This is a genomic window from Chryseobacterium phosphatilyticum (assembly GCF_002899825.2).
Taxonomy (GTDB): Bacteria; Bacteroidota; Bacteroidia; order Flavobacteriales; family Weeksellaceae; genus Chryseobacterium; species Chryseobacterium phosphatilyticum.
In genome coordinates this window covers 237,355-261,619 of record NZ_PPED02000004.1, presented here as the reverse complement: position 1 = coordinate 261,619, position 24,265 = coordinate 237,355, and the positions used below count along the sequence as shown (strand labels likewise).

Here is a 24,265-nt window from a genome sequence, read left to right as displayed (position 1 = left end):
GACCAGCGGAGTGATTCTCTTTATAATAGATGAAATTGGTGATTATTCTCTGTTTTTTACAAGAATCCAACCTGAGAACTTGATTGGAGTATTGGAAGTGTTATTTTTATTGCTTTCATCCCATGAGATGGAGTACCAGTAACTTCCTGTTGGAACTCTTCTTCCGTTGGCTGTTCCGTTCCAGGTATATCTGTTGGATTTATCTGCTCTGAAAAGTTGTACACCATATCGGTCATAAATATTAACTTCCAGATTTTGTTTTCGGGATAATGCTGAATAATCTATGATATCATTGATCCCATCGTCATTAGGTGTAATTACATTGATAAGATTTGGAACAGTGATAGTAACTTGTATCGGGACACAATTATAACTGTCCTTTACATATATTTTTGCTTCGCCCCGGGCAACATTAGGAAAAACATTAGAGTCCTGCCAGCTAACATTGTCCATTGAATACTGATAAGGTGGTTTTCCACCGTTTACAAATACTGTAACCGTATTTCCTGAAATATCAATACTTGTTATAACCGGATTTTCAGCGGCATATACTTTTACTGTTTGCAATGCAGTACATTCTCCTGTCTTTAGTTTTACCCAATAGGTTCCAACCCCAACATTGCTGATCGCTTGTGTTGTTGCTCCTGTGCTCCATTCGTAGTTTTTGAATCCCGGGCCAGCATCTAAAGTTGTTTTGCTTTCTATACAAATGGTTTTATCTTTCAAAATACTTGATACAACAGGTGGAACTACCGTAAGGGTAACTTTAGCAATGGAATAACATCCGTTTGCCCCAAATACCTTGACGTAAGCAACTCCGTTAGGTGCAATGTATGCTCCGGCATTGGGGATAGGGTTGGTTCCGTTAATAGCATCTGCCAAAGAAGGATAGTATTCCTTTGTTAGCCCGCCTTGTGAAACCACAGCAGAAGAAATATTGAAAAGCGCCGTGGACGGATTGGTTTCAATAAAACAGGACTTTAGTTCAGTATCATTCACTACGATAACGGGGTGATGGTTCAGTGTAATTTTAGCGGTGCTTACACATCCTTGTGCTGTAGTTACTCTTACATATACCGTTCCTGCCCCAGCAGCATAAGCGGTAGGATTGGCAATTTGATTAGTGCCCGCATTCATGTCAAATAAAGTAGGATAGAACTCTTTGGTGGTACCAGTTAAAGTGGTTACGTTGGCGGTAGTGAGGTCGAAAGTTGCTGTCCCTGCATTGTTATTATTACATCCCGTAAGGGTGGCGTCAGTGGCGGCAAAAGGGGTCGGGTTAAGTTGTATAACTCCATCTCCATTGTCGCACAGTGTGGAAGTTGGATCTTTAATAACCACTTTAATAGTTGTATTTCCTGAATACTGAAAACTTGCAGGATTGGCAATAGGAGTAGCATTTCCTAAAGTATAATAAGTGAAAATATAATTTGCCGGGTTAGTAACGAACTGTGAATTGTAGGATGTCAGATCAACCACACCATTTCCGGTTGCAGGATTAGTACATACAAAAGGAGTAATTGTATTATTTAAAATGGGAACTTTATCTACAAATACTTTTGCATCCTTAATAGAATGTCTTGCGCTTGCTCCTCCTGTGGCGGCGGAGAACCCGAAATATCCTTGTGACATTCCCGCAGCACCACCGGAAGGAGCAAAAGATTGGTCAACGATGAGTACCCCGTCAATTCTTATTTTGATAATCCAGTTGGTAGGATTTGAAAGATCTGTTTCTCCGTTTACTTCAACATGTTTATAAGTGTTTCCCACAAATGGTTGGGTGGCAATCAGGTCTGGTGAGTGGAAGGTACTTCCGGGAGTGTTGTTGAATTCAATATTATTCCCTGCGGTATTATTAGTGCCATATAAGAGATGTACTTTACTCATCTGTCCTTCGGTGGTGTTGTTGAAAATATCAAAACCAACCATTAATCCGGAAGCATTAGCAGGTATTCCTAATCCTCCTCCCGAAACAAATCCTGTAGGAGGATTGGCCAGATACCAAAAGGTAAAGCCGTCGCCTCTTCCAAATTGAGTGGTTCCATTACCGTCAATTCTGAAGTCAAACTCTACTTTCCATTTGTCACAGTAGCTTAGTGTGATAGGATCGGCAAGGGTGATAGCTCCGAATCTGCTGGTCTGGTCTGTAGTAAGTCTTATAAAGTCTGTACTTACAACGGCATCTGAGACAAGATTCCATCCGGTGGTATTGACTGGATTTCCGGTAAGCTGATACGTTTGTGAGAGTAATTTTGATGGTAGCCCTAATAGAATGATTAATAAATAAATAAGTATATTTTTTCTCATAATAATTGGATTGTTAGTTGTCTTTGTATGTATTGAGTGTGGGTTTTTATTCTGAGGTGTGCTGTTTGAATGATTACATATTTATTAAGGGCTGCTATGCCATAGAAAGCAGCCCATAACAAAGTTATTCTCTATTTTTTACCAAAACCCAACCTGAGTATTTGGTTTCGGTATTGTTTTTATTGTTTTCGTTCCAGGAAATGGTATACCAGTAAGTGCCGGTAGGTACTCTTTTGCCTGATGCCATCCCATCCCATGTGAAATTTCTCATTTTCCCGGCCTCGTAAAGTTTATTCCCGTAACGGTCATATACTATGAATACTAGGTTTTTCTTGTATGCCAAGGCAGAGTAATCAATGAAGTCGTTGATGTTGTCTCCATTAGGTGTTATGGCATTTACAAGATTTGGAACTGTGATTTGAACTTCAACCGGCGGACAATTGTAGAAATCTTTTACGTAGACTTTTACTTCTCCTCTTGCCAGACCGGTGAAAATATTAGAGGTCTGCCAGGTGGCACCGTCTATTGAGTATTGATAGGGTGGTGTTCCTCCTGCTACATTAACTGTTATGTTATTATGATTGATGTCAATGCTTGAAATGACAGGATTGGGAGCTGCCAGTACTTTAACAACCTGAGTGGTAATACAATTTCCTGTTGTAAGCTTTACCCAATATTGTCCTACACCAATATCTTTTATTGAAGGAGTGGTTTCTCCTGTGCTCCATTCGTATCCGTTAAACCCTGGTCCTGCATCGAGATCTGTTTTTTCACCAATACAAACTGTTTTGTCTTTCAATATTGCTGATTTTACAGGGGGAAGAACAATAAGATTGATTCTGGCAATCGCAAAACAGCCGTTAGTATCTGTTACTTTTGCATATACAACAGTGCTGGTTGATATATATTGGAGAAAATTTACAATTTCATTAGTACCGCTTAAAGCATTGGCTAAGGATGTGTAGTATTTTTTTGTTGCTCCGCTTGTTAAGGAGGTTACATCGGCAGAATTGAGATTAAATAAGGCGCTTGAAATATTATTTTCAATAAAACAGGATCTGAGAGTTGCTTCTTTTACCGGTGTTTCCGGGTAAAATGCTAAAGTAATTTTCGCACTGCCGGTACAGCCTTGTGGTGTGGTTACTTTTACGTAAACAACTCCCGGAGCAGATAAATAGCTGTCCGGATATAAGATTTCATTTGTATCTGCATTCAGGTCGTTCAGGGTTTTGTAATATTTTTTGACAGCTCCCGGAACTCCTGTTACATCTGCGGTATTCAGGTTAAAAGTGGCAGTACCAATCTTGTTGTTGTTACAGGCAAGAATTGTTTTATCATCTGCTTTAAAAGGAGCTATACTTAACTGAATTTTTCCGTCCGGGTTATCACAGAGTATTCCTGCATTATCTTTTATAACCACAGTAACCGTGGTATTGGCATTGAATTGATAATTGGTAGGGTTCGCAATGGGAGTGGAGCTTCCCAGAGGATAATAGGTGAAGGTATAGTTAGATGGATTGCTTACAAATTGAGCATTGTAACTCGTAAGGTTTACACTTCCATAACCGGTAGTGGGATTTGGACAAAAAGACTGACTTATTGAATTTAACAGAATAGGAACCTTGTCAGTATAAATTTTTACATTTTTAATAGAATGTCGGGATCTGGCACCTCCTGTAGAAGCTGAAAACCCGAAATATCCTACAGTCATTGCAGCAGCTGTACCTGAAGGCGCAAAAGACTGGTTGCAAATTACATTTCCATCAATTGTTATTTTTATAATCCAGTTAGCGGGTGCAGCCGGATCTACCTGGGCGGTTACTTCTACATGCTTATAAGTGGTTCCCTGAAAAGGTTGGGTTGTATTGAGATCGGGCGAATGAAAAGAGCTTCCGGGAACATTAAAGAATTCCACGTTATTGTTATCTGTTGTATTGGCAACTTGTCCATAAGCAACATGTACCTTACTCATTGTGGCAGTAGTAGTATTGTTGTAAGTGTCAAATCCTACAATAAAGCCGACTGCATTTTGTGAAACTCCCAGACCAGAGCCCAGGACGCTTGCAATAGGAGGGTTTGCCAGATACCAGAAGGCAATTCCGTCTCCGTTAGAGCTTTGGTTTGAATCCATTCTGAAGTCAAATTCTACTCTCCACTTGTCACAGTATTTTAGGTTTATAGGATCATTGAGTCTGATAGATCCTGACTGGTTGTTGGTGTCCGGGGTGAGTTGTATGAAGTCAGTATTTACTGTTGCTGTGGGAACTACAGTCCAGCCTGTTGTATTGACTGGATTTCCGGCAAGTTGGTAGGTTTGTGCCAGTATATCATTTCCCGAAAAGCAAAATATAATAAGAACAAAACAAAACGATAGAATTTTATTCATTTAAAAGGGATTTAGATTAATAAGTAAAGATATTAAATCCTGATAAATAAATGTGTATTTAATGTTAATTTTGTTAAAAAAATAAAATATTATTTAATAAATATTATCTCTTATGATAAAATAAGTAAAGTTATAGATGTAAATATGGAATTGTCTTAATTGAATTAAAAAAGAGAATTGTTATCTAATCCTTCAAAATAAGAATCAATTTCTAAATCCGGAGAGTTGGCAGCAGCAACGGCTAATTTGTCACATAGCTCGTTTTCGAAGTGACCTGCATGGCCTTTAATCCAATGCATATGTGGAGTATGTTTATTATAAAGCTCAATGAATTTTTTCCAGAGATCAGGGTTTTTTACATTTTTCCACCCCCTTTTAATCCATCCTGAAATCCATTTCTGATTGACGGCATCAGCTACATATTTGCTATCCGTATAAACATGGATTTCATTTTCTGTAGATTTTAGTTTTTCCAGTGCTGAAATCACTGCAAGCAGTTCCATTCTGTTATTAGTGGTTTTTCTGAACCCTTTGGAAAATGTCTTTTGATAGTTTTTTTCAGGAACACGCATAAGGATTCCATATCCTCCTTTTCCGGGGTTTCCACTGCAAGCTCCATCGGTATAGATTTCGATTTTCAAATCTGCTGTATAAAAATGAGTTATTGAATCTTCTTATAAATATAAGGGCTAAAACGGAAAATCATCATCGTCGTCAAAGTCATTCATGGATGACCCTGAAAGTTTTGAGCTATCCGGCAAATCAAAGGCTGCTCCAGGTTGAATGGTGGTTTTGATTTTATCAAATCCACTAGGTTCACCAAAATTGGATGGGTAACCTCCTCCGGCACCACCATCGAGGGCTGCTTCAATATCACCAAATTTTGCGAAATGCTTTAAGAAAGATAACCTTACGTCAGCAGTAGCACCATTCCTGTGTTTTGCAATAATTAATTCGGCCTGATTTTCTGTAGAAGTTTCCTGTCCTTCTTCATCATTATCCCATACAGTGATTTTATAATATTCAGGTCTGAAGATGAATGATACGATATCCGCATCCTGCTCAATCGCTCCGGATTCCCTTAGATCTGAGAGCTGAGGTCTTTTTCCGGGACGGGTTTCCACACTACGGGAGAGCTGAGAAAGGGCAATTACCGGTACATTAAGTTCTTTTGCAATTGCTTTTAATGATCTTGAAATCATGGAGATTTCCTGTTCACGGTTTCCAACACCTTTTCCACCACCACCTGCCGTCATCAGCTGAAGGTAGTCGACCATAATCAGTCTTACTCCATGTTGCATAACCAGTCTTCGGCACTTTGCTCGGAAATCGAATATGGAAAGGGATGGGGTTTCATCAATATATAAGGGAGCATTTTCCAATTCAGAAACGTTAGAAAATAGTCTTTGCCATTCTTCGTCATCAAGAGTTCCTTTTCTTAGTTTTTCAGAAGAAATTCTGGTTTCGGAAGCAATCATCCTTGTGATAAGCTGTACAGATGCCATCTCGAGAGAGAAAAGGGCCATTGGTATTTTGTAACCTACTGCAATGTTTCTTGCCATGGAAAGAAGGAAAGCGGTTTTTCCCATTGCGGGACGAGCTGCAATAATGATAAGGTCGGAATTCTGCCAGCCTCCGGTTTCTTTATCTACATCTCTGAAACCTGAAGGAACTCCTGAAATACCTTCCTTGTCTTTTAAAGCCTTGATGGTATCAATAGCTTGTTTTACTAAAGAATTTGCGGTGTCGAATCCCTTCTTAATCGTTCCGTTGGTGATTTCAAAGAATGATTGTTCTGCTTTGTCCAGAAGTTCAAAAACATCTGTAGATTCTTTGTAAGAAGAATCGATTACATTGGCTGAAACATTAATAAGACTTCTTAAAATATATTTTTCAAGAATAACACGTACATGATATTCAATATGGGCAGAGGAGCTTACTCCCATTGTCAGATCAATGATATAATGATCACCTCCAGCCTGGCTTAATTTATCACTTTTTTTTAAATCCTGAATAATCGTCATTAAATCTACCGGGTGATTGCCTTCATAAAGCTTTAAAATTGTAGAAAAAATGATCTGATGTCTGGGATCATAAAATACTTCCGGGGTAAGGAGGTCAATGGAATGGTCAAGACCTTTTTTATCAATCAAAAAGGTTCCGATAACAAGTCTTTCAAAATCCACTGCATTAGGAGGCATTTTTCCATCCGCAATAGACAATTCTTTTGCAAAGTTTCCGTGTGTAAGGGATGATAATGTTTCTTTCTGCGCCATGGTGCAAAGATAGTTTATTTAAAAAATAATAAAAAAATAGTATTCAACAAATTATTAGCAGTCTTTCTGGAAATACTGTCAACAGGCGATTGCATGTGTTGATAAAAAAATCACCTCAGTCTGAGGTGATTTTTTTAATATCTTAAGATAAGAACTTATTCTTTATTTTTTACCAATATCCATCCTGAATATTTTGTTTCGGTACTATTCTTATCATTTTCGTTCCATGAAATTGTATACCAATAAGTTCCTGTAAGTATTCTCTTGCCAAAAGCTGTTCCATCCCATGTGAAATTTCTTGACTTGTTGGCTTCATAAAGTTTGTTTCCGTATCTGTCGTATACCGTGAATACAAGATTTTTCTTATAAGCTAAGGCTGAATAGTCAATGTAATCATTGATATTATCTCCGTTTGGAGTAATTGCATTAATCAGGTTTGGAACTGTAACGGTTATCTGAATTGGAGTACAATTATAGGTGTCTTTTACATAGATGGTATTCTCTCCTCTAGGAAGCCCTGTAAATGAGTTGGAATCCTGCCATGTAACACCATCCACAGAATATTTGTACGGAGGAACTCCACCTGTAGCGGTAACAGTGATGTTATTATTGGTGATTTCTATAGCGGTAATCACTGGCTGCTGGCTTGCGCGTACATGTACTTCCTGTACGGTGAAACATTTTCCAGTCTGAAGTTTTACCCAATAGGCTCCTATGCCAACATTGCTGATAGATTGAGTTGTTGCTCCGGTGCTCCATTCATAGCTAACAAATCCAGGTCCTGCATCCAGTGTGGTTTTGTTTTCCGCACAGATAATTTTGTCTTTTAGGACACTTGATGTTACTGGAGGTAATACTTTCAGAGTGATTTTACCAATAGAGTAACAGTGCTTATCATTTTCAACCCTTACATATATTATTGTGTTTTCCGAAATATATGCTGAAGGATTTAGAATAGGGTTTGTTTGGTTCTTAGCATCACCCAATGTTTTGTAATACTTAATAATGGTATTGGCAGGAATCGGGTTGGGAAGACCGATTGAAGCTTTGGTAAGATCAAAGGTTGAACGTGTAATATCATTGTCAATATAACAGTTTTCGATTGTAGTATCTGTCAGATTAACCGTTGGGAAAAACAATAACCTGATGGTTGTTGTAGCCTTACATCCAAAATTAGAAATTACCCTTACGTAAACGGTTGCTTCTGGGGAAAGATAGTTTACAGGATCTGTAATTTCATTGGTTTCAGCGTTCATATCAGCCTGAGTAGGATAGTACTTAATAGTAGCTCCCGGCCCTCCGAAAACATTAGCCTGTGTCAGATCGAATTTTGCTTTACCCTCTCCGTTATTGTTACATGAATATAGAGTGGCAGTATTTGCAGTGATGCTTGCATCAACAAAATTGAATTTTCCGGTAATAAAACATCCGTTTATCGGGTTGTTCGGATTTGTAGGATCTTGATATACGACTCTGTAATAGTAGGTTGTAGTTGCATTTACAGTTTCTATTCCAAGTGGATTCTCCCCTGTAAGTACATCATTGGTGTTGCGGTGGTAGCTCACATGGAAGTTACTGCTGTTTCCGTTGATAATAGCACCGGTCAGAGTTGAGAAATCAAACTGTGTAGGTAATCCACAAACCATAACCTGGCTTGGATCAGCAGGGTTTGCGGCAGGAATTCCCGGTGTTATAAATGGATAAGGCGCAAGAACCGGATCGTTAAAGGCTGAGCTTAAACTTGCAGTACCGGACCATACCATAGAGAATCCTTTGGCTGTACTACGGTAGTTGTCGATAATCAGAAAATAAGTTTCACCTGCCAAAACGTTCATATAAGGGCTCCACTTAGTACCGTTGTTCATATCTGCTGTAGAGTTGGGAGGGAAAGTAGGAAATACTGCAGGTGGTACCATGTTGATATCCAGTCCTGTATCTCCTGATGCACCTGAGAAATTACACCTGATCGGTTGTTTAAAAATATTTTGTGCCGGATCTTGAATTACGCCTGGGCATCCGGTTGTAGAAGGTCCGTAAACAGCAAAGTCATAATCATCAGTTTGCTGATTGGGTTTGATGGTAAATGCCAGAGTTCCTGATGTTGCTGCAGTAAAAGTATACCATACCGATAAGTTTTCATTGGAATTTAGACATCCTCCATTTTGTTTAAGGATTTCTACGATATTACCATGACCGGAAGGGTTATATGAAATATCAGAGTTACCACAAATGGGTATTGCAGAAATACAGTCTGATTGTGAATAGACTGCTTGAGTTATAAATAAAATTAAAAAGAGTAGTATTTTTTTCATTGTTAAAATGATTTTTTGTGAAACAAAATTGTGCAAAATAATTTTTATCATTTTTAAAAGAGTAAAAGCCGCCTTTAGCGGCTTTTAATTATTATATAATTACTCTCTGTTTTTTACAAGAACCCATCCCGAGAATTTAAACGCTGTGTTCTTTTTGTCATTTTCATTCCAGGTTAGGGAATACCAGTAGGTACCTGTTGGTATTTTTTTACCGGCAATTGTTCCATCCCACTTGTATCCGTTCGATTTGTCAGCCTGGTGGATTTTAGCACCGAATCTGTCAAAAACAGTCAATATCAGATTTTGTTTATCTGCAATGGCAGAGTAATCTATTGTATCATTTACCCCATCTCCGTTAGGAGTAATTACGTTAATAAGGTTGGGAACCAATACAGTGATTACAATGGGCTCACAATCATATGCATCTTTTACATATAGTTTGTAACTACCTCTTGCTATATTTGAAAATACATTGGTGGTTTGCCATGTGATATTGTCCATTGAATACTGATAATCCGGAGTTCCTCCGATTACATTTACCGTTAATGTATTGTTTGAAATATCAACATTGCTGATAACAGGTTGTTCTGAAGGATATACTTTAACAGTTTGTGTTGTAACACATTCTCCTGTTTTTAGTTTTACCCAGTAGGTTCCTACTCCTACATTATTGATTACCTGTGTTGTTGCTCCGGTACTCCATTCATAACTTTTGAATCCAGGTCCTGCATCCAACGATGTTTTGTCCTCTATACAAATGATTTTATCTTTCAGTACCTCAGATCTTACGGGAGGAGTTACTTTTAAAGTGATTTTTACTACGGTATAGCATCCTCTGTTATCAAATACCCGTACATATACCACTCCATTAGGAGCGATATAGTTGGCGAAATTAAGTATTTCGTTGGTTGAGTCTACTGCATCTATTAAGGATGGGAAGAACTTTTTACTTGACGTATTTCCCAGATCTGTCACTACAGCATTGTTCAGATTGAATAAACCTGTTGATGGGTTGGTTTCTAAGAAACATGTTGTTAATTCTGCATCACGTGCTGTTACCAGAGGGAAAAACTTTAAAGTGATTTCCGTAGTAGCAGTACAACCAAACTGGTTTGTTGCTTTTACAAAAGCAGATCCTTCTGCTGAAACATATTGATAAGGGTTTGTGATCTCGTTGGTGCCATTATTAAGATCATACATGGATGGATAATACTTTAATACATGAATGGGGTCTGCACCTATTGTTGCTGTTGTCAGATCATATAGTGCCGTTCCTGAATTGTTATTGCTACACGAGGTAAGTGTTGCCGGATTCAGGGTAAATGATTTGTCCAAAAACTTTATCTGACCAAATTCTCTACATTGATTTAAGAAATTGCTTGGGCTGTTAGGGTCTACATAACTAATAGCATAATAATAGGTATTTGTTACGTCGATATTGGTTGGTGCAGTGATAGCATTGGCATCATTTGAAGAATCTGCACTGCTGGCGTAATATTTTACAATAAAATTAGGATTGGTATTTAATATCTGTGCCGAAAAAGTAGAGAAATCATAATTTACAATTTTTCCACAAACCGGAATTTCACCATTTTGAGTAGGTCCCGGCTGTACAAACGGTTTTGGCTGATAAGTCTGTGTGGAATTATGATCAAAAGGAGTCAATAATTTAGCTGTTCCTCCAAAAGTTAAGGTAAATGGAGCAATGAGTGGAGAATAATTATTCAAAAGAAGATGGTATACCTGTCCGGGAAGGACATCAATATATTTTACATAGCCATCTCCTCCTCCTCCTTCCGTGGTATCGGTAGAGGTCATATCAAGCCCGGTAGGGTTTATGATGGTTGAATTAACACCAGCATAAGAACATCTTAATGGGGTGGCACCTGTATTGGCGCAGTTATGATTGGGGCCATACAGTGCAAAATCATAGTCAATCCCTACTGCAGTAGGGCCTGTGGGAGTCACTACAAAAGTCAGTGTCCCTGCGGTCTCTATGCTAAAGGTAAGCCATATGGAATTACTCTCTCCGTTAGGTCCCAGACAACCTACCTGGCCTTCTTTAACAGATCCCCATCCGTTAGGTGTCAGGGAAATAGCGGCATCGCTGCATATCGGTATGGCAGAAGTACAATCTTGCTGTGCAAAAGCCATCTGAGCTAAGAAAAATAGAAAAACGAGTAGATGTTTTTTCATGTTGATCATTTTAATTTGTTATTTCCAGATTATTGTACAGAGGGCACCAATTGCTTTCCCCATGAGGAAGATTGGTTGTCTGAAGATTTTGGAATGGAAAATTCACCTAAAGCTTTATGGTATAAAATGTCAGCATTGGATTTATCTCCTGATTTTTCTTTGATTTTTGCTTGAAGGATAGTCAGTCTCGGATTATTGACGGAGTTAGCTTCAGCTTTTGCTATACTTTGAGAAATGACATTTAGGTCTGGTTGACCGCTTTGAGAGCCATCAAGCTGCATTTTCTGAACATACAGTAAACCTAATAATATGTTAATCTCGGCATTGTCTTTTTGTATTGTCCATACTCCTGTTGCTATTTTTCTAGCTAAAGCATTGTCGTCCATAAGGCTAGCTCCGGAAGCTTTCTTTAGAAGGGCTTCATTCTTAAGGTATAAAGCAACGGCTGAGTAGTAGTCTGCCTGCCACTTTTCAGATGTTTTTGCAGTTGAAAAGTTGTTAAAAAGATTGTCATATTCGTTTGCTGTTTTAGCGGTATTGAACTGTAAAACAGCCTGTGATAGGGTTTTATCGGTAAAAGTCTGTGCCTTTACCCAAAAACATGTTATAAGTAGGGATAAAATTAGTAAAGGTTTATTCATAAGGGGATATTTTATATAGCAAATATAAAAAATTATTAACGTTAAATTAAAGATTTTGAGATATATTTAAGGAAAGTGGAGTATTGGTTTGTAATAATGTATTTCACTATTTCGATTAAATTTATTTTATAAACGAGGATTTTTATAATTTGGTATACCCGCGCTGATATTCATCAAATCTTAATTTCTGAAAAGGTTACTTTTATTACTTTGGAATTAAAAAAATAAAACTCAGAATAGAATGTTTTCTACTCTGAGTTGTAAAGGTGGTGACCGTTCACTATTTGAATATTTTATTCTCTGTTTTTTACCAAAATCCAACCTGAATATTTGAAAGATGTATTTTTTTTATTATTCTCAGTCCATGTTATTGTATACCAATAGGTTCCTGTTGGAACCTTTTTGCCCCCAATGGTACCATCCCATTTATAACCGGATTGCTGATCGCTTTGGTGAATTTTATTGCCATATCGGTCAAAAACATTCATAATGAGATTTTGTTTATCTCCTAATGCTGAATAGTCTATTGCATCATTAATGCCGTCATTGTTGGGTGTTATAATGTTCACCAGATTTAGAATGGCAACGGATATCTTAATAGGGACACAATTGTAAGAATCTTTTACATAAACATTGTGGTTTCCTCTTGAAATGTTCGTGAATATATTAGAACTCTGCCATGTGATATTATCTATAGAATAGCTGTACGGTGGAGTTCCTCCTGTAGTATTGATGATTATTGTATTATTAGAAATTTCAATGTTGGCTATCACTGGTTGCTCAGATGGGTAAACTTTTACTTTTTGAGTGGTAAAGCATTCTCCTGTCTTTAGTCTTACCCAATAAGATCCTACCCCTACGTTATTTATGAATTGAGTTGTCGCTCCTGTACTCCATTCATACCCTGTAAAACCTGGCCCGGCATCCAATGTTGTTTTGCCTTCCATACAAATTATTTTGTCTTTTAAGATGTCTGATTTTATAGGAGGCAGGACAGCTAAGATAATCTTGGCTATTGAAAAGCATCCGCGACTGTCTGTAACTTTTACATATACTACTCCGGAAGGAGCTATATATGCTGTTGAGTTATTTATTTCGTTTGTTCCATTAATGGCATCGGTAAAAGAAGGAAAGTATTTTTTAGTGATGGTAGATTGGGTAGTTACAGATGCATTGGCCAAATTGAATGAAGCGGTTGAGGGGTTAGATTCTATATAGCAGGATTTCATTTCTGCATCTTTTACAATTACGAGAGGATAGAAAGTTAGATTGATCTTTGCTGTGGCTGTACATCCATATGGGGACGTTATCAGTACATAAATGGTATTGGTTGATGATAAATAAGCATTTGGATTTGTAATTTGGTTGGATCCTGTGTTGAGGTCACCCATGGTAGGGTAGTATTTCTTTGTTGCGGTTCCTCCGTATACATTCGCCGTTGTTAAATCAAAAATTGCAGTACCGATATTGTTGTTATTGCACATTGTTAAAGTTGCATCATTAGCGATAATATTTCCTTCTTTGAATTTAAATTTACCAATTTGTTTGCATGAGTTAATAGGATTGTACGGATCAGTAGGATCTTGATAATGGATGCTATAATAGTATGTGGTGTTTGTATTTATGGTCTGTGGTGTTACAATCGGATTGTTTCCTGCCAGTGCGTCGTTCTGGTTGGTATGGTATGTAACTGCAAAATTAGAATTACCATTGATAATTCCTGCTGATAAGGAACTAAAATCAAAAATAGTGGGATTTGTACATACAATTACTTCATTGGGATCTGCAGGATTACCAGCTGGTATACCGGGTGGTATAAATGGGTTGGGAGAAAATGTGGGGTTGTTAAAGGGAGATGCTAATGTTGCTGTACCTCCCCATGTCAGAGAAAACCCATTAGCATTGGCACTATAATTATTGACCAGAAGATAATAGGTTTGCCCTGGTAAAACATCCATATACTTACACCATGCCCCCAAATTTGCTGTTCCGGTACCGGCATAAGGAAAAGTAGTCGTCATATTGAGTCCTGTAGCTCCGGAAGTGTATGTGGTGTTACACCTGATTGTATTGCCTTTATTATTGCAGGTAACATTGGGGCCCCATACGTAAAAATCATAATCCGTTGCAGTACTTTGAAGGGGAGTAATTGTGAATGTTAATGTTCCGGCAGTGGCAATCGTAAACTTATACCATACAGAATATTTTTCTGTAAAAAGACTGCAGTTTCCGTCGGGAAGCTCCTGGACGCCAGGTCCATCTGGAATGTATGAAATATCGGAGTTACCACATACTGCCATTGCGGTAATGCAATCTTGCTGGGCAAATGAATGCTGACACAGAAATACAATTAAAAAAAGAAGTAATGTTTTTTTCATATTTAGTTTTTTATAGAAAAATAGTTATTATTTGTTTTAAATATCAATCCCTATCTGGTCATTTATTTGAATGCTGTGAAAATTTTCATTTGTTAGCACTGGGTACTTGAGGGCTCAGATTTTAAAAACTTTTCGAATTGCGTAGATAACCTTGGTTCTGCACGTTGAAAGAATGCCTTAAAATAATTAGGACAATTAAAGACTAAAATGACGTCCATAGTGAAATAATTTTTATACTCAAATATAAATAAAATACAATATAATCAGCAATAGATTGATTAATTTGTATTTTATTTAAGTATTTAATATTATTTATGAAATTGATATTGATTTTTTATAAAAACAAGTGAAAAAATTCTAAAGAAAGAACATCTCCATTGATGCTTCAATGGAGATGTTCTTTAAAATATGTTAAAAGTGATTCTAAATCTTTAGGGAAGCTAGTATTGCATTTTTCTCAGTTTAGGATTGGTACTGCCCACAATTAGAGCAACTAAAACAGTCATTGTTCCGCCAAATACAACAGATCGAACGACCCCTAATAACTTGGCCATGAGCCCGCTCTCAAATTGTCCCATTTCATTACTGGACATAATGAATATTGAGTTAACACTGAGTACGCGGCCTCTGATGTGATCCGGTGTTTTCAACTGTACAATAGTTCCTCTGATTACAACAGAAATGCCATCAAGCATTCCGCTCATAACCAAAAACATAAAAGACAGCCAATACAATTTGGAGAGACCAAATCCAATAATACACAGTCCAAAGCCGGTAACTACTGTAAGGAGTATTCTGCCTTGGTTTTTACGCAAAGGAACAATTGATAATAGGGTGATAATACACATGGAACCAATATCTGAAGCTGCATTTAACAACCCAAAACCTTCAGCACCGGAGTTAAGTATATCCGTTGCAAATACGGGGATTAAAGCTACTGCACCTCCAAAAAGTACAGCAAACATATCCAGACACAAGGCCCCTAAAATTTCTTTGGTTTTAAAAATATAAGAAATCCCTTCACGCATACTATCAACAACATTTACCGATTCCTTTTTGTATTCTGAATATTGTTTATTCAGTTGCCAGAAATAAAGTGAAGCAACGAATATTAAAGATAAAATAACAACAAGTGTCCATTTTACCCCAAAATATCCAATCAAAAGCCCTCCAATGGCATGGCCACATACTGAAGATATAAGAAAAGTCGCCTGATTCAGTGTTACAGCATTGGGTAGATTTTCTTTTTTTACAATTTTCGGAATCATCGAAGGTACAATGGGACCAATAAAAGCACGCGCAATTCCGGTGAAAAAGATTACTCCATAAATAAAATAGGTAACCTGATGGCCTGTAAAATGCATTTCCACATTGAGGAATGCAGGAATCAGCAGAAGCCCGATTAGAAAGATGTAAGCGTAGTTACAAATAAGCAGTAACCGTTTTTTTTCATTCATGTCAATAACATGACCGGCATACAAAGCACAGCTTACTGCCGGAATTACCTCCGAAAGACCAATAAGTCCGATAGAAAAAGGATCTTTTGTCAATTGATATACCCACCATCCCAACAAGGTGGCAAGCATTCTGAAAGCTAAAACAATAAAAAATCTTCCGGTTAGAAGGTTCCTGAATTCAACATTTTGTAATGTTTTTAACGGGGTAAAGGAAATCATGAACAAAAATAGCCCTAAAAATTTATTTAAGGCTATTCATATGACAATTTTTGAAAGATATATTAAATATATTTCAAAAGATAAAATCTATTTTAGTCGGCTCTTGATGCACTGATGATGATGGCAGCAACACCTGCAGCACCAATTATCGTTGCACCTGTAGCAATTCTTGCTTTTCTGCTGTCTTTTACTGCTGCTACATTAGCTTTAGGAATAATTACTTCTGTACTGTCTTTTTTACCTGCTGTACCTACAAGATTATCTCCTACAACATTTCTAAAAAGAATTTTTTGCTTAGGAGAGCCGTCTCTCATAGTAACCTTATAGATTTTCCCTGCTTCAAGGTTAGAATAGTTATTTTTTGAAATGTCTTCACTATATTTTGTAGTGGCACAAGAGGTAATGACAAATAAAGATGTTAATAAAGACGATTTTAACAGTACAGATGCTTTCATTATTTTCTTTTAGTTTTTCAAATTTATAATTTTTTTTGAAAATATGTTTTTGGAATTCAAAAAATATCTTTAAAGTTTGTAAATTTCTAACAAATTTGCAACATTTCTATCGTTTGCTAATCTTGGAGTCTTATTTTGGCCACCCAATTTTCCCTGAGATTTGGCATATTCATGAAAGGCATTCTTTTTGAGTTTCGTGATTTTCAGTTTTTGCAGAATATTTCCTGAAATCAGATCTTCATAATAAGTATTGCGGGATCTGAGTTGCAGATCCAGTTCACTTCTGAATCGTTCTATATCCTCCGGTTCTTTTTCAAATTCGATCAACCACTCATGATAAGGGAGTCCTTCTTTTGGGTTTACTTGTGGGGCGAGGTGGAACTCTGTAATTTGAGCTGCATGTTTTTCAAGAGTTGCTTTCAGCGCTTCTTCAACTTCAAAAGCAATAACATGCTCTCCAAATGCGGAAGTGTAATGTTTTGTTCTGCCACTCACTAAAACCCGATATGGAGCCTTGTCGATAAATCGAACCACATCTCCTATAGAATAAGCCCATAAACCTGAATTGGTGGTAAGGATTAAAGCGTAATCTTTATTCAGTTCAATGTCTTTTAAGGTCAACCTTCTGGCATTAGGTTTCCCATATTCTTCCAAAGGAGTGAATTCGTAGAAAATTCCATGATTGGTAAGCAGTAACAATCCTTCTTTTGTATAGTCATCCTGGAAGGCAAAAAATCCTTCGGAAGCCGGAAAGGTCTGAATAATATCTACTGTACCTCCCAGAAGATCCTCCATTTTATCCCGGTAAGGTTCGTAATTTACCCCTCCGGTGACAATAAGTTGTAGATTAGGAAACAATTGCTTGATCTTTTTTCCATGTTTTTCAACCAGTTTTTCAAAATACATGATTAACCATGGCGGGATCCCTGAGATAAGGGTCATGTTTTCATGTTCGGTTTCTTCAATAATCTTATCTACCTTATCTTCCCAGTCTTCCATAATATTGGTTTCCCAGCTTGGCAAGCGGTTTTTTTGAAGATAACCTGGAATATGATGAGCTACAATGCCGGATAATCTGCCGGTTTTTATTCCGAAAACTTCCTCCAGTTCAGGGCTTCCTTGCAGAAAAATCATCTTTCCGTTGACAAAGTCAGCACTGTTTTTTTTGCTGATATAATGAAAAAGAGCACTTTGTGCGCCGGCAATCTGAAAAGGCATTGCTTGTTTGGAAATCGGGATGTATTTAGACCCTGAAGTAGTACCTGAGGTTTTGGCAAAGTACTCCGGAGTCTCTGTCCAGAGAATATTGGCCTGTCCTTTTTTTACTCTTTCAATATAAGGTTTAAGGTCTTCATAGTCTGCAACAGGAACCCTTTCCTGGAACTCTTTAACAGAATGAATATTTGCAAAATCATGCTCGCGTCCAAAAAGTGTTTTTTGAGCAGTATGTACAAGAGAGATTAACAATTCCTCCTGATTTTTCTCTGCGTTTTTCTTGAATACCTCCGTTTTCCGAACATGTTTTTTTGCCCAGATAAGTGCTGCATTTTTCTTGAAGAAGTTTAACATGCTCCAAATTTATAAATAAGTAAAGAATTTGTAATCATTTTTACATAGCCAGACATAAAAAAACCGATGAAAATTTCATGGGTTGCAGAGATTTTGGTTGTGAAAGCAACAAAAATTTTAAGTATTCCTATTGTACTGGCGCTTTGTTTTCTGTCAATGTTGCTTTTTTTTTGCGGCATTGATTGTTTTATCATCGGAATTTTATCACGGTTTAAAAAAGATTAAAAAGAAAGAGGAATGTTATGATGGTTTTACAAAAACAATCCAATAGTAAAGCTAAACAGGATCAGTGACCTTGTAGAGCATAAAAAAAACCGATGAATGAATCCATCGGTTTATCGAAATTTGATTATGAAAATAACAACTATATGTTAAGTTATGCTTATTTGTTCTCCTTGTATCTTTTATCAGGAGTACCGTCTTTTTTTAAGTGCTTGTTTTCTTTATATCTTTTGTCCGGAGTACCGTCCTTTTTCATTTTTGCTACAGGCTGAGCGGGTTTTGCCGTTGGAGCTGGCTTCGCTGTTTTTACTTCTGCCGGTTTTGCGGCTTTTACCTCAGTAGGTTTTGTTGCTTTTACAGTTTTTACAGTTTGATGAGTTGTAGTACTTGTAGCGGGAGCAGTCTGCTGAGCAGTGGCAAGTCCTAGTCCTAAGATTAATGACATTGCAGATAATAATTTTTTCATAGGAAATACTGTTTGTTTTTGTTGAATAAAGATATACAAAAAGCAGGCTAGAAAACTGGTATTTTTGAACTTAACTAAAGTTTATCAGAGCTTAAAAAAAAATTAAAGCAATTTTTGATAATAAAGAAGCCTGTTTTAAAGAAAACAGGCTTTGTTATATAATTTTAATTAAATCTTAACGAGTACAATTGGCAGTCCATGTTTTGCCATCTTTCAGATAAAGGATTTTTAATTCATTGTTGTCAATTCTGATATAAGAGGTTGCCGTAGATCCTACCATGACAAGAGTGTTGTCTCCTTTGTTCTCAAACTCAATTCCGTTGAGATCGGGAATGCTGTTTGAAAATGAAAAGTTATACTTGGTTCCGCTCGCAATCTTGGTTACAAATACACTTCCATTATCGGTACTGATATTCGTAGATCCACCATCATTGTAAGAAACTTTTCCTTTGTAGGTTCCTGCAAAAAAGTCGTTGTTTGTAGGATCATCATCCTTACTGCACGATGAGAATGATACAGCTGCAACAATCAGCATAAACAGTCCTAAGATTCTAATTGCTTTTTTCATAATACTATACTTTAATTGTTTGGTAGGAATAAAGTCCCAAACACCATGCCATGTGGAAATATTAGTGATTTTTTAACGAGTTATTAAATAATTTAGCAAAAAATTAAGATTTTAGCGGACTAAGTTCTTTATTTTTACATTTGAAACATTCTGTCACTCATTCAAAGAGAAAAATATCCTTACCTTTGTTATGATATTATAACGGTTTCGGAAAACTCCCGAAATCGCTTTTGTCGTTTTTACAATTACTATTTATGCAGTTAAAATCCATCAACGAAAAGTTTCTTCCGGATCTGATGCAAAAGGAATTCGGGAAAGAAATTTTTACCCAGTTAGAAAATGATCAGCATATTACTGTAAAAGGAAGTGCGGGATCTTCAATTTCTGTTTTTGTAGCTGAACTTTTTTTAGTTCAAAAGAAAAATATTCTTTATCTGGTAGACGATAAGGAGGATGCCTTGTATGCCAATACTGAAATGGAAGATTTGCTTGGAAAAGAAAAAGTACAGTATTTTCCGGCGACTCATCTTGAGCCTTATCAGGTTGAAAAAACCCAGAATGCCAATTTGGTTTTAAGAACTGAGGTTTTGAATAAAATCAATTCCGGAAGATCTCCAAAAGTGATTGTGGCCTATGCGGGAGCTTTATCTGAAAAAGTATTAAAAAAGGAAGACTTTAAGGCTATTTCCCATCATATTAAGGTAGGTGATCAGTTGGATTTCGATTTTGTGGATGAGCTGTTGAACCATTATCATTTTCAACAATCCGATTTCGTTTCAGAGCCTGGAGAATTTTCTGTGAGGGGAGGAATTGTAGATGTATTCTCTTATTCTTATGAAAAGCCTTATAGAATTACTTTTTTTGGGAATGAGGTTGAGAGTATCAAAACATTTGATATAGAAACACAACTTTCTGTAGATAAAGTAAAGGATTTTCAGCTGGTTTCAAATATGAATTTTTCAGTAACAGGAAGCCGGGTCTCATTACTTCAGTTACTACCTAAAGAAAGCTACGTCGTTTCGAAGAATGGAATGATTGGCATGCAGAAGATCAGGACATTCTATGAGAAGTCCCTGGAAAAATATGATACATTAAGTAAAGATATTGCGCACAGAACTCCTCAGGAACTTTTCATTTCAGATCAGGAGTTCTTATTTGATTATAAAAAGTTTAAGACCGTTGATTTTGGTAATACTGTTATTGAGGGATTAAAGGAATTCACCGAGGTTAAAATGGAACAGCTTCCACAACCTTCTTTCCATAAAAACTTTGAGCTTCTGATTGAAGATATTGAAGAAAAGCAAAATAAAGGATTCGATACATGGATTTCTTTTTCAACAGAAAAACAAAAAGAAAGACTTGAATCTATCTTTGAAGAACTGGAACATGAGCTTCCTTTTAAAAGTTTCAAATCGGAGTTGCATGAAGGATTTGTAGACAATGGACATAGGCTGTTGGTGTATACTGATCACCAGATCTTCGATCGATATCAAAGGTATAAAGCGAAAAATACTTTTGCCAAATCAGAACAACTGACATTGAAAGACCTGATGTCTTTGAAAATCGGAGATTATATTGCACATATTGATCATGGGATCGGAAAGTTTATGGGGCTGGTAAAAGTGAACAACGACGGTAAAATTCAGGAATGTTTTAAGTTGACTTATAAGAATGGTGATTTATTATATGTGAGTATTCATTCATTACATAAGATTTCAAAATACAATGGTCCTGACGGCAGAGAAATTGTATTGAGTAAACTTGGATCTCCTACCTGGAAATCTCTAAAACAAAAAACAAAAGCAAAAGTAAAACAGATTGCTTTTGACCTTATTAAATTATATGCTCAAAGAAAGACTGCAAAAGGATTTGCCTACACCCCGGATTCTTACCTGCAAAATGAGCTGGAAGCAAGCTTTATCTATGAAGATACTCCGGATCAGGAAAAAGCTACAGTCGACGTAAAAAAAGACATGGAGGCTGATACAGTGATGGATCGACTGGTGTGTGGTGATGTAGGTTTTGGGAAGACCGAAGTTGCTATTCGTGCAGCTTTTAAGGCAGCAACAGATGGTAAACAGGTTGCTATATTGGTTCCGACAACTATCCTGGCATTTCAGCATTACAGAAGTTTTAAAGAAAGGCTAAAAGACTTTCCGGTAAATGTCGCCTATGTAAACCGATTCAGAACAGCAAAGCAGAAATCTGAAACATTAGAAGCTCTTAAAAATGGTAAAGTAGATATTATTATAGGAACCCATCAGTTGGCCAGTAGTTCTGTGAAATTTAAGGATCTTGGTTTATTAATTATTGATGAGGAACACAAATTTGGAGTATCAGTGAAAGATAAATTGAAGACTCTTAAAAGTAATGTCGATACGCTTACCCTTACAGCAACACCAATCCCGAGAACATTACAATTTTCACTAATGGCAGCGAGAGATTTATCTGTAATAAAAACTCCCCCGCCCAACAGGCAACCTGTAGATACCCAATTAATTGATTTTAATGAAGAAGTACTTCGTGATGCTGTGTCGTATGAACTTCAGAGAGACGGGCAGGTCTATTTTATCAATAACAGAATTGAAAACCTTAAAGATATTGCCGGACTTATCCAGAGATTAGTGCCGGACGCCAGAGTTATTACCGGTCATGGTCAGATGGAAGGTAAACAATTGGAAAAGAATGTCCTTGACTTTATGGAGGGTAAGTATGATGTTCTCGTGTCTACAACCATTGTTGAAAGTGGGGTAGATGTACCTAATGCGAATACCATCTTTATTAATGATGCCCAGAGATTCGGAATGGCCGATCTTCACCAGATGAGAGGAAGGGTGGGACGAAGCAACAGAAAAGCATTTTGTTACCTGATTACACCTCCTTATGATATGATGACCTCCGATGCCAGGAAGCGTCTGGAGGCTATTGAGCAGTTTTCAGATTTAGGTAGTGGTTTCCAGATTGCGATGAAAGATCTTGAGATTCGTGGTGCCGGTGATTTGCTGGGGGCAGAACAAAGTGGATTTATCAATGAAATGGGTTTTGAGACCTATCAGAAACTAATGCAGGAAGCTTTGGAAGAGCTGAAAGATGATGCTGATTTTGAAAGCTTATTTGAAAATGAAGAAGACAGACAAAAATTATTCAAGTCAGTAAAGGATGTCAATATAGACACCGACTTAGAGTTAATGTTGCCGGATTTCTATATTTCCAATACCGAAGAAAGGCTGTTATTGTATCAGAAAATTGCTGAAATTGACAATGAAAATGATCTTCATCAGTTTGAGCTTGAGTTGATTGACCGTTTTGGTGCCTTGCCAAAAGAAGCTGTGAATCTCTTAAAAAGTGTTTCTTTAAAATGGCTGGCAGCAGATATTGGTTTTGAAAAAATTGTGATGAAAAATGGGGTGTTTCTGGGATATTTCCCGGGCAACCCACAAGATAAATTTTATCAAACAGACCGATTCAGACATATCATCAGCTATTTGACAAAAAATCCTGCAGAAGCGCAGCTTAAAGAGAAATCCGGTAAGGAAGGAAACCAACTTATGATGAGAAAGGAAAGGGTAAAAAATGTAGACGAAGTCAACATATTGTTAAAAACAATAATTGAACATAATTAGGTTATAAATGTAGTATCAGGTAGATATTTTCAATACATTCAAAAAACATATAAAAACTTAAGTTTTTATATGTTTTTTTGTGATTAATATCAGTTTTTCTTTTTAAAATATTCAATACTAAGAGAGTTAATGCTGTTTTAACAGTGTGAAAATCACCTTTTAATGATTAAAAATAGCTGGCAATTGACTGTACAGAAAGGGTTTGAAGTTGTTTTTCATTCCAGATTAATTTCAAAATTTGAGTCATGTAGTAATAATTCTACTTTTTCGTGTGATTAATTCTATGCCGTAATGTGTTTATTTCTATGGGTTTATGATGTATAACTGGAATTTTTTCGATTTCTAATTTGTACATTTGCAGTCCTTATTATGAAAAAAATTATATTTTGCATGGCTGGATTTTTATCATTCTACGCCAACGCACAGGTGGGAATCGGGACTGCTAAGCCAAAGTCTACACTCGATATCAATGGAAAAACCACCTTAAGAAAAGAACTTAGAGTAGGAGGAACCTCAACTCAGGCCGGAAGTGCGGGTCTGAACGGTCAGGTTCTGGTTTCTCAGGGAGAAGGTAAAGCTCCTGTCTGGAAATCATTGAATGTTCCTTTTATAGAAGAAGGGCAGTATAAGCTGATCAATTCGTATTTGTCATCAGATCAGATTGGTATTGCAAGCCTTTCAAATGGTGTAGCAGGTGATAATGTAAACAAGAATAATGTGGAAGATGATATTACCGATATAACAAAGGGAAAATGGGCGAAAATTACTGGGCTTGAAACTACTTTTACCATAAAAAACGGAAAAAACAGATTAACGTATCAGTTTCAGACGGGCGTTGAAATGAAAGCTCCTACAGCGACAACATCTGAAAACATACGGTTTGCCTGCGGTGTTTTCCGAAATGGGAAACTGGTGGCAGTGCGACCTGACAGAATAGCTTCAAATAATAACTCTGAAAAAGGAGGTCTTCAGGATTATATTTTTACCCTTAATTACACAGAACTTAATGTTCCGGTTGGAATACAGAAACTTGAGTTTGCATGTAGAAAAATTACGACTTCAAATTTAAACTCTCAGTTTGCAATAGGTCGTGATGTTGCAGGTTCCAATGGTGCTTCTAATGCATTTACGCTGGAATCTACGATGAAGATAGACGTTATTGAATACGTAACCTATAAATCCAATTAATC

General features: G+C 36.9%; 15 protein-coding genes. 2 read left to right on the top strand and 13 right to left on the bottom strand.

Going from position 1 to position 24,265, the window contains the following annotated elements; all coding sequences use genetic code 11:
• Nucleotides 1-42 precede the first annotated feature (42 nt).
• The 13 genes from C1631_RS16900 to C1631_RS16835 form a co-directional block, all read right to left on the bottom strand.
• On the bottom strand, nt 43-2,307 hold the full coding sequence (locus tag C1631_RS16900; protein ID WP_103246825.1) for an FIDD domain-containing protein: 2,265 nt from the start codon (nt 2,305-2,307) through the stop codon (nt 43-45).
• Nucleotides 2,308-2,431: 124 nt separating this feature from the next.
• Nucleotides 2,432-4,693, bottom strand: coding sequence for an FIDD domain-containing protein (locus C1631_RS16895; protein ID WP_103246826.1), 2,262 nt, complete (start codon nt 4,691-4,693; stop codon nt 2,432-2,434).
• 164 nt (nt 4,694-4,857) lie between these two features.
• Complete coding sequence (rnhA, locus tag C1631_RS16890; RefSeq protein ID WP_103246827.1) at nt 4,858-5,334, bottom strand: ribonuclease HI; 477 nt, start codon at nt 5,332-5,334, stop codon at nt 4,858-4,860.
• Between the two features lie 48 nt (nt 5,335-5,382).
• The gene (gene dnaB / locus C1631_RS16885; protein WP_103246828.1) at nt 5,383-6,969 is read right to left on the bottom strand and encodes a replicative DNA helicase; all 1,587 of its coding nucleotides are present in this window, start codon (nt 6,967-6,969) and stop codon (nt 5,383-5,385) included.
• Between the two features lie 155 nt (nt 6,970-7,124).
• Nucleotides 7,125-9,281, bottom strand: a complete 2,157-nt coding sequence (locus C1631_RS16880) for an FIDD domain-containing protein (protein WP_109713502.1) — start codon at nt 9,279-9,281, stop codon at nt 7,125-7,127.
• 99 nt (nt 9,282-9,380) lie between these two features.
• Nucleotides 9,381-11,477, bottom strand: coding sequence for an FIDD domain-containing protein (locus C1631_RS16875; RefSeq protein ID WP_165828322.1), 2,097 nt, complete (start codon nt 11,475-11,477; stop codon nt 9,381-9,383).
• Nucleotides 11,478-11,506: 29 nt separating this feature from the next.
• Nucleotides 11,507-12,118 (bottom strand): hypothetical protein, encoded by a 612-nt coding sequence (locus C1631_RS16870; RefSeq protein ID WP_103246830.1) that lies wholly within the window; start codon nt 12,116-12,118, stop codon nt 11,507-11,509.
• A gap of 293 nt (nt 12,119-12,411) precedes the next feature.
• The gene (locus C1631_RS16865) at nt 12,412-14,496 is read right to left on the bottom strand and encodes an FIDD domain-containing protein (protein ID WP_109713498.1); all 2,085 of its coding nucleotides are present in this window, start codon (nt 14,494-14,496) and stop codon (nt 12,412-12,414) included.
• A 440-nt stretch (nt 14,497-14,936) separates the two neighbouring features.
• Entirely contained in the window at nt 14,937-16,172 is a 1,236-nt protein-coding gene (locus C1631_RS16860; protein ID WP_103246832.1) for an MFS transporter, read from the bottom strand.
• A 92-nt stretch (nt 16,173-16,264) separates the two neighbouring features.
• Nucleotides 16,265-16,627: a hypothetical protein gene (locus tag C1631_RS16855; RefSeq protein WP_103246833.1), complete on the bottom strand. Its 363-nt coding sequence runs from the start codon at nt 16,625-16,627 to the stop codon at nt 16,265-16,267.
• Nucleotides 16,628-16,696: 69 nt separating this feature from the next.
• Entirely contained in the window at nt 16,697-18,196 is a 1,500-nt protein-coding gene (locus tag C1631_RS16850) for a GH3 auxin-responsive promoter family protein (RefSeq protein ID WP_109713496.1), read from the bottom strand.
• A 382-nt stretch (nt 18,197-18,578) separates the two neighbouring features.
• Complete coding sequence (locus C1631_RS16840; protein ID WP_103248791.1) at nt 18,579-18,884, bottom strand: hypothetical protein; 306 nt, start codon at nt 18,882-18,884, stop codon at nt 18,579-18,581.
• A 175-nt stretch (nt 18,885-19,059) separates the two neighbouring features.
• Nucleotides 19,060-19,452 carry a hypothetical protein gene (locus tag C1631_RS16835; protein ID WP_103248792.1) on the bottom strand — a complete coding sequence of 131 codons (393 nt, stop codon included), beginning with the start codon at nt 19,450-19,452 and terminating at the stop codon, nt 19,060-19,062.
• Between the two features lie 254 nt (nt 19,453-19,706).
• Between C1631_RS16835 and mfd the strand changes: the two genes are divergently transcribed.
• Together mfd and C1631_RS16825 are read left to right on the top strand one after the other, a co-directional pair.
• A complete protein-coding gene (gene mfd / locus C1631_RS16830; protein ID WP_109713492.1) occupies nt 19,707-23,075 on the top strand; it encodes a transcription-repair coupling factor in 3,369 nt (1,122 codons plus the stop codon).
• A gap of 390 nt (nt 23,076-23,465) precedes the next feature.
• On the top strand, nt 23,466-24,263 hold the full coding sequence (locus tag C1631_RS16825) for a hypothetical protein (protein ID WP_228441293.1): 798 nt from the start codon (nt 23,466-23,468) through the stop codon (nt 24,261-24,263).
• Nucleotides 24,264-24,265 lie beyond the last annotated feature (2 nt).